The 15,325-nt window shown below is 33.2% G+C and carries 14 protein-coding genes and 1 tRNA gene; 10 read left to right on the plus strand and 5 right to left on the minus strand.

The window, feature by feature from the left end:
- Nucleotides 1–148: 148 nt before the first annotated feature.
- The 3 genes from bshB1 (at nt 149) to J7E44_RS07860 (ending at nt 3,812) form a co-directional block, all read left to right on the plus strand.
- The gene (gene bshB1 / locus J7E44_RS07850) at nt 149–868 is read left to right on the plus strand and encodes a bacillithiol biosynthesis deacetylase BshB1 (protein ID WP_214827534.1); all 720 of its coding nucleotides are present in this window, start codon (nt 149–151) and stop codon (nt 866–868) included.
- A gap of 35 nt (nt 869–903) precedes the next feature.
- Nucleotides 904–979 (plus strand) — tRNA-His (locus J7E44_RS07855).
- A gap of 286 nt (nt 980–1,265) precedes the next feature.
- Nucleotides 1,266–3,812 carry a T9SS type A sorting domain-containing protein gene (locus tag J7E44_RS07860; RefSeq protein ID WP_214827538.1) on the plus strand — a complete coding sequence of 849 codons (2,547 nt, stop codon included), beginning with the start codon at nt 1,266–1,268 and terminating at the stop codon, nt 3,810–3,812.
- Between the two features lie 230 nt (nt 3,813–4,042).
- On the opposite strand, the gene J7E44_RS07865 is transcribed toward J7E44_RS07860, so the two are convergent.
- Both J7E44_RS07865 and J7E44_RS07870 read right to left on the minus strand, forming a co-directional pair.
- Nucleotides 4,043–4,378 (minus strand): DUF3276 family protein, encoded by a 336-nt coding sequence (locus J7E44_RS07865; RefSeq protein ID WP_034679055.1) that lies wholly within the window; start codon nt 4,376–4,378, stop codon nt 4,043–4,045.
- A gap of 99 nt (nt 4,379–4,477) precedes the next feature.
- Complete coding sequence (locus J7E44_RS07870) at nt 4,478–6,139, minus strand: ABC transporter ATP-binding protein (RefSeq protein WP_214827542.1); 1,662 nt, start codon at nt 6,137–6,139, stop codon at nt 4,478–4,480.
- 90 nt (nt 6,140–6,229) lie between these two features.
- Here J7E44_RS07870 and J7E44_RS07875 point away from each other — a divergent pair, with 90 nt between their 5' ends.
- The 5 genes from J7E44_RS07875 (at nt 6,230) to J7E44_RS07895 (ending at nt 10,106) form a co-directional block, all read left to right on the plus strand.
- Nucleotides 6,230–7,135: a transcription antitermination protein NusB gene (locus J7E44_RS07875; protein WP_214827543.1), complete on the plus strand. Its 906-nt coding sequence runs from the start codon at nt 6,230–6,232 to the stop codon at nt 7,133–7,135.
- A gap of 1 nt (nt 7,136) precedes the next feature.
- The gene (locus J7E44_RS07880) at nt 7,137–7,646 is read left to right on the plus strand and encodes a DUF1573 domain-containing protein (protein WP_214827544.1); all 510 of its coding nucleotides are present in this window, start codon (nt 7,137–7,139) and stop codon (nt 7,644–7,646) included.
- A 4-nt stretch (nt 7,647–7,650) separates the two neighbouring features.
- On the plus strand, nt 7,651–8,028 hold the full coding sequence (gene yajC / locus J7E44_RS07885; RefSeq protein WP_214827545.1) for a preprotein translocase subunit YajC: 378 nt from the start codon (nt 7,651–7,653) through the stop codon (nt 8,026–8,028).
- A 130-nt stretch (nt 8,029–8,158) separates the two neighbouring features.
- Complete coding sequence (locus J7E44_RS07890) at nt 8,159–8,893, plus strand: SDR family NAD(P)-dependent oxidoreductase (protein WP_214827550.1); 735 nt, start codon at nt 8,159–8,161, stop codon at nt 8,891–8,893.
- 367 nt (nt 8,894–9,260) lie between these two features.
- Nucleotides 9,261–10,106 (plus strand): mechanosensitive ion channel family protein, encoded by an 846-nt coding sequence (locus J7E44_RS07895; RefSeq protein WP_214827554.1) that lies wholly within the window; start codon nt 9,261–9,263, stop codon nt 10,104–10,106.
- Nucleotides 10,107–10,209: 103 nt separating this feature from the next.
- Here J7E44_RS07895 and ligD read toward each other — a convergent pair whose 3' ends face one another.
- The 3 genes from ligD to ku all read right to left on the minus strand — a co-directional run bounded on the left by ligD (nt 10,210) and on the right by ku (nt 13,552).
- A complete protein-coding gene (ligD, locus tag J7E44_RS07900; RefSeq protein WP_214827557.1) occupies nt 10,210–12,093 on the minus strand; it encodes a DNA ligase D in 1,884 nt (627 codons plus the stop codon).
- 71 nt (nt 12,094–12,164) lie between these two features.
- On the minus strand, nt 12,165–12,767 hold the full coding sequence (locus J7E44_RS07905) for a DNA polymerase ligase N-terminal domain-containing protein (protein WP_214827561.1): 603 nt from the start codon (nt 12,765–12,767) through the stop codon (nt 12,165–12,167).
- Nucleotides 12,767–13,552, minus strand: coding sequence for a non-homologous end joining protein Ku (gene ku, locus J7E44_RS07910; protein ID WP_214827564.1), 786 nt, complete (start codon nt 13,550–13,552; stop codon nt 12,767–12,769). Before ku ends, J7E44_RS07905 begins: the two co-directional genes overlap by 1 nt.
- A 146-nt stretch (nt 13,553–13,698) precedes the next feature.
- Between ku and J7E44_RS07915 the strand changes: the two genes are divergently transcribed.
- Nucleotides 13,699–14,472: a hypothetical protein gene (locus J7E44_RS07915; protein ID WP_214827573.1), complete on the plus strand. Its 774-nt coding sequence runs from the start codon at nt 13,699–13,701 to the stop codon at nt 14,470–14,472.
- A gap of 202 nt (nt 14,473–14,674) precedes the next feature.
- Nucleotides 14,675–15,244, plus strand: a complete 570-nt coding sequence (locus J7E44_RS07920) for a Crp/Fnr family transcriptional regulator (RefSeq protein ID WP_214827575.1) — start codon at nt 14,675–14,677, stop codon at nt 15,242–15,244.
- Nucleotides 15,245–15,325 lie beyond the last annotated feature (81 nt).

Below are 15,325 nucleotides of genomic sequence, written 5' to 3' on the forward strand. Positions count from 1 at the left end.
GATATTAAAACTTCCCATTCGTAATGTTTGGGAAGTTTTTGTTTTAAACTTATCTTTGAAAATATGAAACGCCCTTGGTTAAAAATTCAAAAACATGAGCATAATTGTTGGGCGTTCCATCTGACATATTAAAAAATAAAAAGAACAGATGAAAACAGATATACTAGCTTTTGGAGCGCATCCTGATGACGTAGAATTGGGTTGCGGAGGCACAATAGCCAAATTGGTGTCAGAGGGTAAAAAATGCGTTATTGTTGATTTGACAAAAGGTGAACTGGGAACTCGAGGTACTGATGAGACCAGAAAACTGGAAGCTGCTGATTCTGCTAAGATTTTAGGCGTTTCTGCGAGGGAGAATTTAGGAATGAAGGATGGCTTTCTTGTTAATTCAGAAGAGTACCAAATGGAAATTGTGAAAATGATCCGCAAATACCGTCCAGAAATCGTTTTAGCCAACGCGATTGATGACAGACATCCAGATCATGCAAAAGGATCAAAATTAGTTTCCGATGCATGCTTTTTAGCAGGGCTTAGAAAAGTGGTAACTGTAGCAGAAGGAGAAAACCAAGAAGTATGGAGACCGAAGCATATTTTTCATTATATCCAATGGAAACATATCCAACCGGAATTCGTAATAGATATATCCGAACATCTTGATAAAAAGATTGAAGCATGTTTAGCATTCAAAACTCAATTTTATGACCCAAATTCTAAAGAACCGGTGACTCCAATTGCCACCAAAGACTTCCTTGAAAGTTTAACTTACAGAGCTCAGGATTTAGGGCGTTTATCGGGAGTTGCTTACGCTGAGGGCTTTACGACAGAGAAGTTAATTGCATTGAAAAATTTTGAAGGAATTGTTTTGTAATTAAAAATTCTTTCCTATATTTGCAACCACAAAACGGTGATTGTAGCTCAGTTGGTTAGAGCGTCGGATTGTGGTTCCGAAGGTCGGGGGTTCGAGACCCCTCATTCACCCAAAGAAAGTACACTTTTTAAAAGTGTACTTTTTTATTTTGTATCAATTTAAGATTAAAAAGAATCATAATTATTAAGATTCAATTCTTTTGTTTAATTTTTTTTTATTGATAATTTTCCGCAGAGCATATAAAACGGGGAGAAAAATTTTGAATCACATTAAATAGTGATGTGAAAAAATGATTGAATTTTAATTTAATGAAATTTGGTTCAAAAAAATAAAGAAATGCTATTATTTCCTAGATTTGTAAAAACTAACTCCGTTAAAACTCTTAAATTAAACGTCAATGGAAAATTATCTAGACAAGGAAAAATCGATTCATTCTAATTTTCACAAATTATATAAGTTTATTTATATAGTGCTGTTTATAAGTTGTTTGGGTTTTGCACAGGATAAAAAAGCTTCTGAAATTTACCATACACCAAATGGGATTTTTGACCAAGTTTTCGATAATGAAGGTCGAATATTGAAATTATCCGAAATTGAAATTATAAAACCTCATTCTACAGAAAATGGAAAAACAATATTAAATGCACAGTCTTTCACTTCAGGTATTTTTGAGCTTTATTTTGAAAATGGAAGTGGTATGGAAATTGTCGGAAATGCGGTTCATGACCAAAGAAGGTCTATAATACTTCAGGCATTTCTGGATATTTCTGATTTTATCAACACTCCTTTAAAAAACACAGGAAATAAGGTGAAGTTTTGGATACGAAATCCAACAACTGTAGGGTTGTCCTCAAATAAAGGTAGTTCTGCAAGTGCCTTTTATAGTTTTCCAACATTTTCAGCCGGAATTAGTAATCAAAATATTGATTTTGGGGGAATTTTAGATAATGAAATCTGGAAGACGATACATGCCGGAGTTGATTCGTATTCTAATACTGTTCTTCCTATTATTAACACAAATAGTGTCGGTGAGTTCTATCACGGTTGGGCATGTTTTAATTTTACAGGAACAGTAAACTGGAATTTAGATTATAATAAATATAATACAGCTACGGCATATCCAGCTAATTATCTTGATTTTTACTCCACAATAATTCATGAAGTTACACATGCTTTGGGGGTTAATAGTTTAATGAGATATAATGGAAACAGTTCTTTCTTTAATAATCCGGGAAATTATTTTACGAGATATGATAAAAATTTGAAAACAAGTTCAGATGTATCATTAATTATAAATTCTCCCGCAATTGGTGGCCAAATGTATGGTTTTAATTATAATTTAGCTATTCCAGGTCCTGTTTTATTTCCGAGCTGCAATGTATTTCCACCTGAATTTAACGGCAATAGTGGTTCTTTTAATTGTTCAAGTTCGATGAAGTATGTTGGTAATGTTACAGTGCCTGTTTACAATCCGCCGTGTTTTGAAAATGGAGGTAGCTTAAGTCATTTTGAAGACGCTTGTTACAACGGGAATTCTAACGATCAGTATTTTATGATGAGCGACCGGGCTTCCAGTTTTTTCGCTAAAAGAACTTTAACAAGTGAAGAAAGACAGGTGTTATGTGATATTGGTTATAGTCTTCAAGGAACTTTTGGAAGTACTAGCAACTTTACCTACAAAAATTATGGGGTCGCAAGTTGTGGAGGAATATCAATTGGCGGAGTTAATGACGGATTTTTAAATGGAGTTTATACTTATCAAGGCAATGGAGGCACAAATATTAGTATAGATGGAATATTGAGTAATGATTATACTAGTGGTTCATCGTCCAATTTAAGTTTTGAATTTGTTCAGGATTTATATGATCCGGATGCAATTATATCAGGAATTACCCCCACTTCATTTACATTCAAATCTTATGTCCCGGGTGTTCATCTGTTACGGTATGTGCCATTTGACAATATAACTGGGCAACGTGGAAACATTACCTATATTTATGTTAATGTTTTCAATCATTGTACAAGTGTTACTCAACCCAATTTGGTTAGAAATGGTGATTTTGAAGAACACAGTTACGCTCCCAGTTACACCAGTCAACTGTATAAATCATGTGGTTGGCAATCTCCAAGTTATTTCCCATCTCCTGATTACTTTAATTCAGATTCAACATATCCACAAGTAAGCATTCCTTCAAACGTATTTGGTAATCAGGCCGATAAAATCAGTGGAAACCAAGCTTATGTCGGAATGTTTATCTCTTCAAATAGACCTGCTTTATTACAAAATGTTTATAGTGAATCTTTAAAAACCGAGTTAACGAGTTCTTTGCTGCCGAACACTAAATATCAATTGTCTTTTGATGTATCAAAGGCTGATAATTATTTATTAAACGGCATAAAATTTCAAGTATTTATTACAGATGCTAATTTAGAGTTAACAACAGGCGGAATTATTCCAACTTCAAATATAACTTCGGATAAAGTTTTTTTGACAAATCCAACGTTTTCAAGCTCTACTTCGGCAACTGAATGGGAAACAATTACTTTTACATTTACAACTGGCAGCAACCCGAATTTAAAATACCTTTATATTGGGGGATTAAATAATGTTCAATTTCAAAATAGCAATGGTCCTGATGCATATTATTTTTTAGACAATGTTTCTCTAATTCCTGCTTCTCTGCTTGGGTTATCAGCATTAAATTTTGAGAACGATGATATTGAAGTTTTTCCAAATCCAGCTCATTCAATAATCACCGTTAAAAATTCAAACTCAAATATTAAATCTATTGAACTTTATGACATGGCAGGAAGGGTATTGAAAGCTGAAAAGGTAAATAAAAAAGATGTTCAACTTGATGTGTCAAATTATCAAGTTGGTACTTATTTGATTAAAGTAATTACAAACAATGGTGATGCCGTTAAAAAATTTATTAAAAACTAAGAAATGTATTATACTGTATGGCTTACTTCTATCAAAGTTGTGGAATAAAAACAATGCAAGAGTCAGAAAATGGTTCGAGATTATAGCAGCTAACAGCATACAAGTACACTTTTCAAAAGTGTACTTTTTTATTTTAAATATTTAATAAGGAAAATGGTCACTTTTAGAATTTTTGGACACAAAAAAAGCACCCTTTTTTCAGATGCTTGTGTTTTTAGATATTCTTTTTTTTAAACTTCGTCGTCAGAATCTATAGTATAAGACTTGCTTTTGAAGTCTTTGTCATGTTTTTCTGAAATTACATCCTCACCCTTTTCATTAATGATGAAATCTGTTGACTCATTGAACATTTCCTGGAAACTTTTAAAATCTTCTTTGTAAAGGTATATTTTGTGTTTCTCAAATGTAGCCTCTCCATTTTCTCCGAAATTCTTTTTACTTTCGGTAATTGTAAGATAATAATCCCCTGCTTTCGTCTCACGCACATCAAAGAAATATGTTCTTCTTCCTGCTTTTAACACCTTCGTGAAAATTTCATTTTCATGGCGTTCCTTGTATTCACTCATTGTTAGATATTTTTTAATCTTGTTAAGAACAAATATAAAAGATTTCTTTTAATCACAAAATTTTTTTTATGATTTATTTAACAATTTTGAATGAATCGGCTAAGCAGTTACAGAATTGGTAATTTCGGTAAGATTAATGATCTTATCAGCTTTTTGAGCGCTAGACTCTCTGTGTGTGATGATTATGGATGTTGCGTTATTGATTTTAGTGTCAATATTTTCAAGAATATTTTGCTCTGTTTCGGTGTCTAAAGCAGATAAAGAATCGTCAAAAATAATGATATTTGGATCCTTAATTAATGCTCTTGCGATACAAATTCTTTGTTTTTGGCCCCCCGAAAGCATCACTCCACGCTCTCCAACCGTAGTTTTGTATTGTTCTTTAAACTCTATAATGTTTTTGTGAACATCAGCAATTTTTGAATATTCAACTACTTTTTCATGCGAAGGATTGTCAATCGCAAAACCAATGTTATTTTCAATAGAATCAGAAAACAAATAACTTTCCTGAGGAATATAACCTATAAAATTTCTGTAAACCTCAAGATTGTGTTCTTTAAGGTTTTTACCATCAATCAAGATCTCTCCTTCCGTAGGATCAATTAGACGGCAAAGGAGTAATGCTATAGTAGACTTTCCGCTTCCGGTCTTTCCCATAATGGCTAGTGATTGTCCTGCATTAATTGTAAAACTTAGATTTTCTAAAGCTTTAATTCCTGTATTTGGGTAAACATAAGAAACATTTCTAAATTCAATGTCACCTTTAATAGAATAGTCATCGAAATTCTTATTAGTGATCTCAGATTTTTTATCTAAAAATTCATTAATTCTTTGCATAGAAGCCTCCGCTCTCTGATTAACCGAAGTTACCCATCCGACCATTGAAAATGGAAATATCAAAGTATTAATATACATGAAAAAGTCAGCGATTTTTCCGATGCTCAATTCTCCGGCAATGTATTTTTGGCCACCAATTACAATGATCGCTACATTTAAAAGTCCTATTACAAATAGGATAATTGTAAAAAAATAGGCTTCCGTTTTGGCTAGATCTAAGGCCTTATCCTGATAGTCGGTAACTTTAATACCGTAATTTTTTTTAATGTAATTTTCTTTGGCAAAGAATTTAACAACCCTGATCCCCGAAAAACTGTCTTGTACAAAAGTCGAAATGCCAGACTGGCTTTTCTGCATGATTTTTGACTTTTTATTGATGATCGAGCTTACCTTAAATATAAGATATGATAATATGGGAAGTGGTAACAATGTCCATAAGGTCATTGAAACATCTGTTTTTATCATATAGATGCTGGTGATAAGAAGCAAAATTACCAGGTTCACAACATACATGACACCAGGGCCAAGATACATTCTTACAGCCACTACATCTTCACTTAACCTGTTCATGAGATCTCCGATGGTAGTTTGTTTGTAATCAGTTAAAGATAATTCCTGATAATGTCTGTAAATCTTATTTTTTAACTCGTACTCAATTCTTCTTGAAGCAACGATAATTGTTTGCCTCATCATGAAAGTGAAGAATCCTGTCAATAATGAACAGCCTACAATGATAGCAACGTAAATCAATACCTGCTTATTAAAACCCATCTGTCCTCCTTTTGTAAGCTCATCTACGGATTTTCCCACAAACTGAACCTTATAGGTATTGAAGAAATTACTGGCGATGATGAATAATAACCCCCAAAACAATAATATTTTGTGTTTCCAAAAGTAAGGGTTCAGAGTTTTTAAAGCTTTCATATAGTTTTACAAAATTACAAAAATACCTTCACACTACGAATTTCATAAATTTTAAATTTTGTATCTTTGCACCCATAAAAAGCTCTTTGAATGTTAGGAAGAAGACAAATCCGTGAAAAAGTGGTAGAAAATGTATATTCATACTACCAGAATCCCATTAAGTTCGATGTTTTAGAGAAAAACATGTTTTCTAGTATAGAAAAAATCTATCATCTCTATATTTATCAACTTAATTTTTTAGTAGGTCTTAAAGATCTTGCGGAAAACCAAATGGAAATTGGGAAGAAGAAGTATTTGAAGACTGATTCTGACATTAATCCCAATCAAAAATTTATTAGCAACCAGGTGTTGATTAAACTTGAAGAAAATCCAGAAAGACTTTTCTTTACAGGACAACATAAGGAATTAAAATGGGATTTGCATGATGACCTATTGGTAAAAACTTTCCAAAGGATTACTGCTGGAAAGCGTTATCAGGATTTCATGAAAGTGGAAGAATATTCTTTCGAAGAAGATCAAAAATTTATCGGGAAATTATTTTTGCGATATATCGCTGAAAATGAAGATTTTCATGATTACCTTGGTGATAAAGAATTAACTTGGTATGATGATATTCACATAGCAAATTCAATGGTTCAGAAAACGATTGGTTTCCTTAAAGAAGACGAAGAAAGCAGAACATTGATAAAAATGATCAAAGATGAAGATGATAAAAGCTTTGCGGGTAAACTTCTTAGAGACACATTGAATAACTGGGAGAATAATGAGAAGAAATTAAGTGAGAGATTAGAAAACTGGGATTTGGAAAGAATTGCTTTGATGGATAAAGTTATCTTATCTACAGCTATTTCAGAAATTGATAATTTTCCTTTCACGCCTTCAAGAGTAATAATTAATGAATATATAGAAATTGCTAAAGTATTTGCTACTGATCGATCTAATATCTTCATTAATGGAATTTTAGATAAATATTGTAAAGATCAAAATAGAATTTAACATGAAAAAGACGTTATCAATTATCGCTTTGTCTATTATAGGCTTTGGTTTAGTTTCTTGTAAAAAAGAAAACAAAGAAGTTAAAGGTGCTGAATCTATAGCAGCAGATTCTGCCGCTGTAACTACAGCTCCTGCTGACTCTGCAACAGCTCCTGTAGCTGGAGAAACTGCAGCAGCTCCGGTAAAGTCTGACCAGCCATCTACATCAATTGCTCTATCAGAAAGTAATTTTGATTTTGGAAAGATCAAAAAAGGAGATAAAGTTCAGCATGTATATGAAGTTACTAATACCGGAAAAAATCCATTGGTAATTTCTGAAGTTAAACCTGGATGCGGATGTACTGCTCCTGATTTTACTAAAGAGCCTATCTTACCTGGAAAAAAAGGAAAAATTACATTACACTTTGATTCTTCAAACTTCGATGGAAACGTTCAGAAATATGCTGATGTATATGCTAACGTAGAAAAAGCTCCAATTAAATTAACATTCACAGCGAATATTCAACCATAATAAAATGAATACGTTAACCATATTTTTACAAGCACAGCCACAAGGTGGAGGATCTTCTATGATGCTGATCATGATGGGTGTGATGTTTGTCGGTTTTTATTTCTTAATGATAAGACCACAAATGAGAAAACAAAAGCAGGAAAAAAGCTTTCAGGAGAATCTGAAAGTAGGAAGTAGGGTAGTTCTTACTTCTGGTCTTCATGGAAGAATTGCTCAAATTCAGGATGATGGTTTTGTTATTGAAACATTATCAGGAAAATTAAAATTCGAAAAAGCAGCAGTATCAAGAGAATTTACTGATACTCGTTTTGGAGAAAAAGCAACAAAAGCAGCTGAAAAAACTGCTGAGAAAAAAGAAGTAATTGAAACTGAAAAGAAATAATTTTTAGTTTAAATCGTATAGTATCGGCGCGGTGAACTTTGTTCACCGCGCCGATTTTTTTATACCAGTTTGAATAGCTAATAAATATTTGATTATTTGACTTATCTATGGTTTAATCTATCTTTGCTTGATGAATCAAAATACAAATAAAACTGTTCTTATTTTAGGTGCTAATTCTGATGTTGCTAAGCAGGCAGGTAGACAATACTTGCAGAAGGGATTTTCTGTTATTGCAGCATCGCGAAATACGGAATCCTTGGAGAGTTTTGTAAGAGATAATGATTTAGATGTTTCAAGAATAAAGGTTTTATATTTTGATGCAGCTGATTTTGATTCTCATCAGAAGTTTTATAATGACCTTCCTGTAAAACCTGATATTGTGGTTTATGCCGCAGGTTTTTTAGTTGATAATCAAAAAGCTTTACGAGATTTCAAAGGAACTTACCAGATGATGCAGGTGAATTATATGGGTGGAGTCTCTATCCTTAATATTATAGCCATGGATGAAAGTAATAAAAGATTGGAAAGAATTGTTGGACTTTCTTCACTTTCAGGGGTAAGAGGAAGAAAGAGTAATTTTATTTATGGAAGCACAAAATCTGCATTCACACAATATTTAGCGGGGCTAAGACAAGAACTGTCTTCCAGAAAAGTCATTGTTAATGCTTTAGTGATTGGCTATATCAGAACTAAAATGAATGAAGGTCTGGAGCTTAATGATTCTTTAATGATGGAACCCGACTATGTAGCAAAGTTCATTGTTCATGCAGGTAATTCTTTTACCATTGTACCTAATCTTAAATGGAAGATAATTTATAATATTTTGAAAGTTTTACCTGAAAGTCTTGTTGCTAAATTGCCGTAATTTTTTTCATTTAATTTTTATTTTTGATAATTTATTTTCATGAAATAGAATAAATAGATTTATTTGTTGTTTTTGTGCTTATAGGTTTTCCAAAAGGCAGACTTCATAGAAATTGTGGATTACTTTTTTTTTCAGTATTTTTAAAATTCTAATTACTTCTTTTTACAAGATTCAATTTCAAAAATGATCATTGATTAAGCCTGAAACAGGGCTATTTTGCTATCCAATTTATTTTTTTACTATAATATGTACTTTAAACCAAAGGTTTAGAGTTTGTTGTTTTTTGGATGCAGGTTATTTTTCAAAATTAATTACAAAATGAGAGTAAATAAACGGGTAAAATATCAAAAATTAAATAAATACAAAGATGGACGATCTAAAATTGAATAACATTCAGCAACATTGGGATACCTTTATGGCTTCAGCTATTGCATGGGCTCCAAAGATTATTACAGCAGTAATCTCTGCGTTCTTGATATATCTCATCGGATCATGGATCATAAGGATGATAAAGAAATTAGTTGAAAAAGCCTTTAAAAGGCGCAATATGGAGCCGTCCTTACAGCTTTTTCTTTTGAATATTATTAATTGGAGTCTCAATATTTTGCTCTTTATCGTTGTCGTAACTCAATTGGGGGTACAGACCTCTGCATTTGTTGCAATGATAGGTGCTGCCGGTTTGGCGGTGGGATTGGCATTACAAGGTTCACTGACCAATTTTGCAGGTGGGATACTTATCTTATTATTGAAACCATTTAAGATCGGAGATTTTATTTCCACAAGTTCGGGAGTTTCAGGAACGGTAAATGCAATTGATGTTTTCCACACAAGATTAATTACTCCACAAAATCAATTAATCGTAATACCTAATGGCGAAATTTCAAATAAAAGTATTACGAATTACACACAGCTAGGAACACGTAAAACATGGTTCGACATAGGAGTTTCTTATAACGCCGATTTAAAACAGGCAAAGGAAATACTACTGGAGGTGATAAAGAATAACGAATATGCACTTAAAGAACCAGTCCCACAAGTGGTCGTAACTGAACTTGGAGATAGTGCAGTTAATTTATCTATAAGAGTAGCGACTACCAATGAAAATTTCTGGGCGATGAACGAAGAGTTAATGATAACCTGTAAAGCAGCTCTTGATCAAGCTGGAATTGAAATTCCTTTTCCACAACGAGATGTACATCTTTATAATAAGTAACGGTTATAAATAAAAATAGTAAAAATTCCTGCATTAATTATAAATGCAGGAATTTTTTTATTACCATGGCTTGAATGCTGAAATGATCCTCATCAGTCAAAGCTTACTTAAGATTCTGTAACAACTCCAATGCTTTCATCATATCAATTCCTTTTCCCAATACAGATTTAAATAAATCTCCTTTTTCTTTAATTCTTTCTAAAGCATTATGAATAGTAAAATCTGTTGGTTTTAATCCTGGCTTTACCTCATCCCATTCTAAAGGCATAGAAACAGAAGCTCCTTCCTTAGGCCTTAAGCTGTAGGCACTCGCCAATGTCTGACCTGTTCTGTTTTGAAGATAATCGAGATAAATTTTCTTATCATCTCTTTTTTGTAAGTTTCTTTCTAATGTAGTTGTTTTAGGTAGCTTTTCATTAACTTGTTTCATCACGATATGAGCGAAGTCTTTCACCTGGTCAAAATCGTATTTACCACCCATTGGAATGTAGATATGAATTCCGGTACTTCCGGAAGTTTTACAGTAGCCTTTAATTTTAATTGAATTTAAAACTTCATTCACCTGTAATGCCGCCTCAATCACATCATCAAAACTATTTTTCTTAGAAGGGTCAAGATCCAAAACCAAATAATCTGGATGTTCCAGATCAGGAAGCGAACTGTTCCATGGATTGAGATCGATACAGCCTAAATTATTAAGATAGGCTAAGGTGGCTTTATCATTACAGTAAATATAATCAATGTACTTATCATTGGACTCTGAATAAACTTGAGTGGTTTTTATCCAATCAGGTATATTATCACTGGCATCTTTTTGATAAAAACCCTGGGCTTCAATTCCATTTGGAAAGCGGTTTAAGGAAAGTGGACGGTTCCTTAAATGCGGAAGTATATATTCAGCTACCGATTGATAATATTCAATAACATTCCCTTTTGTAATACCATCTTTTGGAAAATAGATTTTATCCTGATTGGTCAACTTTACAGAATGTCGGTTTAACGTTATTTCCTTTTCAGAATGTGGCGCTTTTTTGGGAGAAGAGGTTGTAGCTTTCATTTCTTTAGGTTTTTCGTTAGTTTGGATATTAGTATTTGTCGAACCTTTTATTTCTTCGGGATCTTTATCCTCACGGATCGCAATAAAAACGGGATGCCGGAAAATACCATCTTTTGTAATTTCTGAAAATTTAATTTCACAAACCAATTCGGGCTTTATCCATGTTACAGGCATATTGGTTTTAGGAACAGTTTCAAATGGAGATTTCTTTATAATTAATTTTTTCAATCTCTCATGAAGCTGGTTTAAAGATTCTTTATTAAATCCTGTTCCTGTATGACCGGAATAAATCAATTTCCCATTACTATATTTTCCTAAGATCAATGCTCCAAATCCTTTTCTTGAGCCCCTCGGTTCCGTAAATCCACAGATAATGGCTTCTTCAGTATCCGTAAATTTTATTTTGAGCCAATCCGTGGTTCTATGGTTTTCAATATAGTTGCTGTTTGCTTTCTTTGCGATCATCCCCTCAAGCTTCATTTTTTTCATCTGATTGAAAAAGTCAATTCCTTTTTCGGGAATGTGGTCGCAATATTTAATAACTTCAGTCTCAATCAAGGCCTCTTTTAAAAGTTCCTTTCTTTGCAATAATGGGATATCTTCTGTAGAATGACCATTGAGCCAGAGAAGGTCAAAAACTTGGTAAACCAAAGCAAGGTTAGGATTATCTCCGATCTGTTGTAGCAAATGGAAGCTGGGCTTTCCGTTTTCGTCATAAGCTACAATTTCTCCGTCCAGAATCATCTTATGTTTTTGCGAATCGAAATCTCTTGAAACCTTTTGAAATTTATCCAGGAAAGAAATGCCATTTCTGGAATAAAACAGAGGCGTATCATTACTAACATCAGCAATAGCCCTATAGCCATCCCATTTTATCTCGAAGATCCAATCTTTATCATCAAACGCTTTTTCAAAGGACTTTGCAAGCATTGGCCTGATGAAATTTTTAAGTTTTTTTTCGTTGGTTAGAGCATTAAAGTTTCTGAATCTTGGCTGAGTCGTTATGATTTCTTTCTGCTGCTTTTTAGGCTTTTTTTTTCCTCTAAAAATTTGGTGACTAAAGATTTTGCAGAAGTGTTTTCTTCAGCATCATAATTTGTTTCTGCATATTCATCTTTGTGTTTTATGAGCAACCAGGAATTGCCTTCAGTGTTTTTCATTTTAACCAAAGCAAATTCACCTTTCAATTTTTTACCGTGGAGAATAAATTTTAATGATCCGGCGTGTAATTCCTTTAACAGTTCTTTCTCATCGGAAAGCTTGTTGTTTTCTTCCAGTGGTTCGTAAGTGCCACTGTCCCAAACCTCAACCTGGCCGGCTCCATAGTTGCCTTCAGGAATATTCCCTTCAAAATCTTTATAATCGTATGGATGATCTTCCACCATCATGGCAAGACGTTTATCTTTAGGGTCTAATGATGGACCCTTTGGAACGGCCCAGCTTTTAAGGACACCTTCCATCTCTAATCGAAAATCATAATGGAGATGTGATGCCGCATGTCTCTGAACTACAAAAATAAGTTGATCCTTACTCTTCTTAGTTTTCCCTTTTGGTTCACTGGTTTCGTTGAATTTCCGTTTTTCGTTATAATCTTTAAGAGCCATTACGATGCATTTTTGGATTTAGAACTTTGTAAACTGGCTTTCAATTGTGCCATTAAGTCAATGACTTTACCTTCTTTTGTCGGCTCTGCCTTTTGGGCTTTTACACTCTTACCCTTCGCTTTCTGTTTGATGATTTTCATTAATGCTTCTGAATAGGTATCCTTATACACAGTAGGATCAAACTCCTGGGAAAGTTGTTCAATAAGACTTACTGCCATTTTTAATTCCGCAGGTTTTGGAGCTTTCTTAGGTGGAATCTTTAAGTCTTTATAATCCCTTATTTCCTGATTAAAGCGTAATCTGTTAAGAATTAAAACCTCTTCATTATAGGGTCGAATCATTCCGATAGCCTCACTTTCACGAAGAACAAAAGTTCCTATACCGACCATTTTAGTTTCTGTTAAAGCTTTCATTAGAAGGCGGTAAGCGTTTTCTCCGTTTTTCTGAGGTTCCAAAAAATAAGGATTTTCAAAATAAACGCTGTCTACTTCCACTTCTTTTACGAACTGATCAATAGAAAGTATCTTACTCTTTTCGGGACTTGCTGCTTCGTAATCTTTATCGTCAAGAACAATGTATCTGTCATCCATGAGATAAGCTTTTACGATGTTTTCCCATTTCACTTCTTTACCTGATTTTTCATTGACTCTTTTAAACTTGATATTTGAAAAATCAGATTTATCAAGCATATCCAGATCCAACTTACTTGTTTCGGTTGCGGAATAAATCTTTACAGGGATATTGACTAAACCAAAGCCAATGGCACCATTCCAAATTGCTTTCATTGTACTATGTTTACATAATAACGTACAATGATTGTGCCGAGTGAAAAATATTTACTAAATGTATTATTTTGATTAATATTAAAAATACAGGATAAGCACACTAAATTATTATTTGTATTTTGGACCAAAATAAAATATAACCTATAATGAAAACAATTTTTACTTTTTTATTTGTACTTGGAGTAAATGTCTTTCTATCGGCACAGAAAGTCGATTACAAAAATAATATCATTACTGTGGATGGAAATAAGCTTGGAAAAGTCGAGGTACAGAAACAAAATTTTGGGCTTACCAAAAACTTTAACCTTTACTCAATGGAAGGCGAAAAACTGGTCATTGCAGTTCTCAGTACAGAGTTTGAAGGTGATAAAAATGACAATGCAAGTATGTACTATCGTTTCACTTTTTTACCTACCAATCAGGTTGGAATTTTCAAGTTATCAACGTTGGGGATGGAGAAAGGGTTTGTAAATTTAATCGGTAAAGGAGGAGTAATTGACGGGAATAGCTTAAATGCAGATAAAATTACAGAATTAATTGCTACAAAAGGAGTGACACCCAGAACTGCCGTTAATTATAGTTTGGTATCACGTAATAAAAACTGGCCAATCGAGTTAAAGGAAACAAAGTCAATTGAACAGGGAGGAGAAACGATTGGCTTTTTTACTTCTACAGGATATGTAAACGGTCAAGACTCGTACGAATTTTTTATTCCCGATGGAATTATGGTAGCTAAAATAAGTTTTGCAGGAGGAAACAATGCTCAGAATTTTGAATTATTTACAGCACGGGATAAAGTGCGGAAAGTGGTTTCTATTCCACAGAAAGATAAAGTGAATTCTCTTTCATCCGTTGTAGATCCTAATGCACTTACTCTTAAAAGAATTACGGCTTGGTTGGTACAGAATAATTATCTTTAAAAGCGAAAAAATTAATGATTTGAAATTCTAGATCAATGATAAAAAGCGGATATATTCTCCGCTTTTTATATGCTTTAAAATCAGATTTATCATGTATAAATATATAATTGAGAGGTGTGATAGTAGCTGTTTAGTTTTATTACCAATTGGCAATTGACAATAATAAGTATTTGTATATCTTTAAAATTCGATTGATCAAAACATGAAAGAGCTATTTAATTACATCAGAAAATTTGGAACGCTTAGTGACAAAGAGGAAGAATTAATTGCTGGTGGAGTCAAAGAAGTGAACATTTCTAGAGGAGAACCATTTGTAGAAGCTGGTAAGATAAGCCAAAAGATTGCTTTTGTAAAAGAAGGGGTATTTCGATCATTGTATTATAACAAACAAGGAGATGACTTTACGAGGTACTTTATTTATGAAGGACGGTTTATTGGAGATTTTCAAGGTTTTGCTGATCAGGTACCTTCTAATGAATATATCGAAGCTATAACCGATGGGGTATTATTAACACTTGATTTTGATTTTTTAAAATCAATTGAAAAGGAAATTATTATTTGGCCTGTTTTAATTGCTAAGCTACATGCTTTTGTTGCTGAGAATAAGCTTAAGGTAGTAAGTACAATGCTCAACCTGGATGCTAAATCCCGATATCTTCATTTTCTCAGTCATTATCCTGGCCTGGCCAATCGTGTTCCACAAGCAATGTTGGCTTCTTATTTAGGAATTACTCCTTCTTCATTCAGTCGTATCCGGAAAAATATATTATAGAAATCCTTTCTTGTCAAATGACAATTGCCCCGCTATTCATATATGATAGCTTTGTCATATACAAAAACGATAAATTATAGA

Source organism: Chryseobacterium sp. ISL-6 (assembly GCF_018613715.1).
GTDB classification, from domain to species: domain Bacteria; phylum Bacteroidota; class Bacteroidia; order Flavobacteriales; family Weeksellaceae; genus Chryseobacterium; species Chryseobacterium paludis.

Excerpts from the sequence above, each read along its gene's own strand:
- J7E44_RS07915 (WP_214827573.1), top strand. The coding sequence starts at position 13,699 with ATGAAAACAATTTTTACTTTTTTATTTGTACTTGGAGTAAATGTCTTT.
- bshB1 (WP_214827534.1), top strand. The coding sequence starts at position 149 with ATGAAAACAGATATACTAGCTTTTGGAGCGCATCCTGATGACGTAGAA.
- J7E44_RS07895 (WP_214827554.1), top strand. The coding sequence starts at position 9,261 with ATGGACGATCTAAAATTGAATAACATTCAGCAACATTGGGATACCTTT.
- J7E44_RS07880 (WP_214827544.1), top strand. The coding sequence starts at position 7,137 with ATGAAAAAGACGTTATCAATTATCGCTTTGTCTATTATAGGCTTTGGT.
- J7E44_RS07905 (WP_214827561.1), bottom strand. The coding sequence starts at position 12,767 with ATGGCTCTTAAAGATTATAACGAAAAACGGAAATTCAACGAAACCAGT.
- J7E44_RS07920 (WP_214827575.1), top strand. The coding sequence starts at position 14,675 with ATGAAAGAGCTATTTAATTACATCAGAAAATTTGGAACGCTTAGTGAC.
- J7E44_RS07875 (WP_214827543.1), top strand. The coding sequence starts at position 6,230 with ATGTTAGGAAGAAGACAAATCCGTGAAAAAGTGGTAGAAAATGTATAT.
- ku (WP_214827564.1), bottom strand. The coding sequence starts at position 13,552 with ATGAAAGCAATTTGGAATGGTGCCATTGGCTTTGGTTTAGTCAATATC.
- J7E44_RS07860 (WP_214827538.1), top strand. The coding sequence starts at position 1,266 with ATGGAAAATTATCTAGACAAGGAAAAATCGATTCATTCTAATTTTCAC.
- yajC (WP_214827545.1), top strand. The coding sequence starts at position 7,651 with ATGAATACGTTAACCATATTTTTACAAGCACAGCCACAAGGTGGAGGA.
- J7E44_RS07870 (WP_214827542.1), bottom strand. The coding sequence starts at position 6,139 with ATGAAAGCTTTAAAAACTCTGAACCCTTACTTTTGGAAACACAAAATA.
- ligD (WP_214827557.1), bottom strand. The coding sequence starts at position 12,093 with ATGCTTGCAAAGTCCTTTGAAAAAGCGTTTGATGATAAAGATTGGATC.
- J7E44_RS07890 (WP_214827550.1), top strand. The coding sequence starts at position 8,159 with ATGAATCAAAATACAAATAAAACTGTTCTTATTTTAGGTGCTAATTCT.
- J7E44_RS07865 (WP_034679055.1), bottom strand. The coding sequence starts at position 4,378 with ATGAGTGAATACAAGGAACGCCATGAAAATGAAATTTTCACGAAGGTG.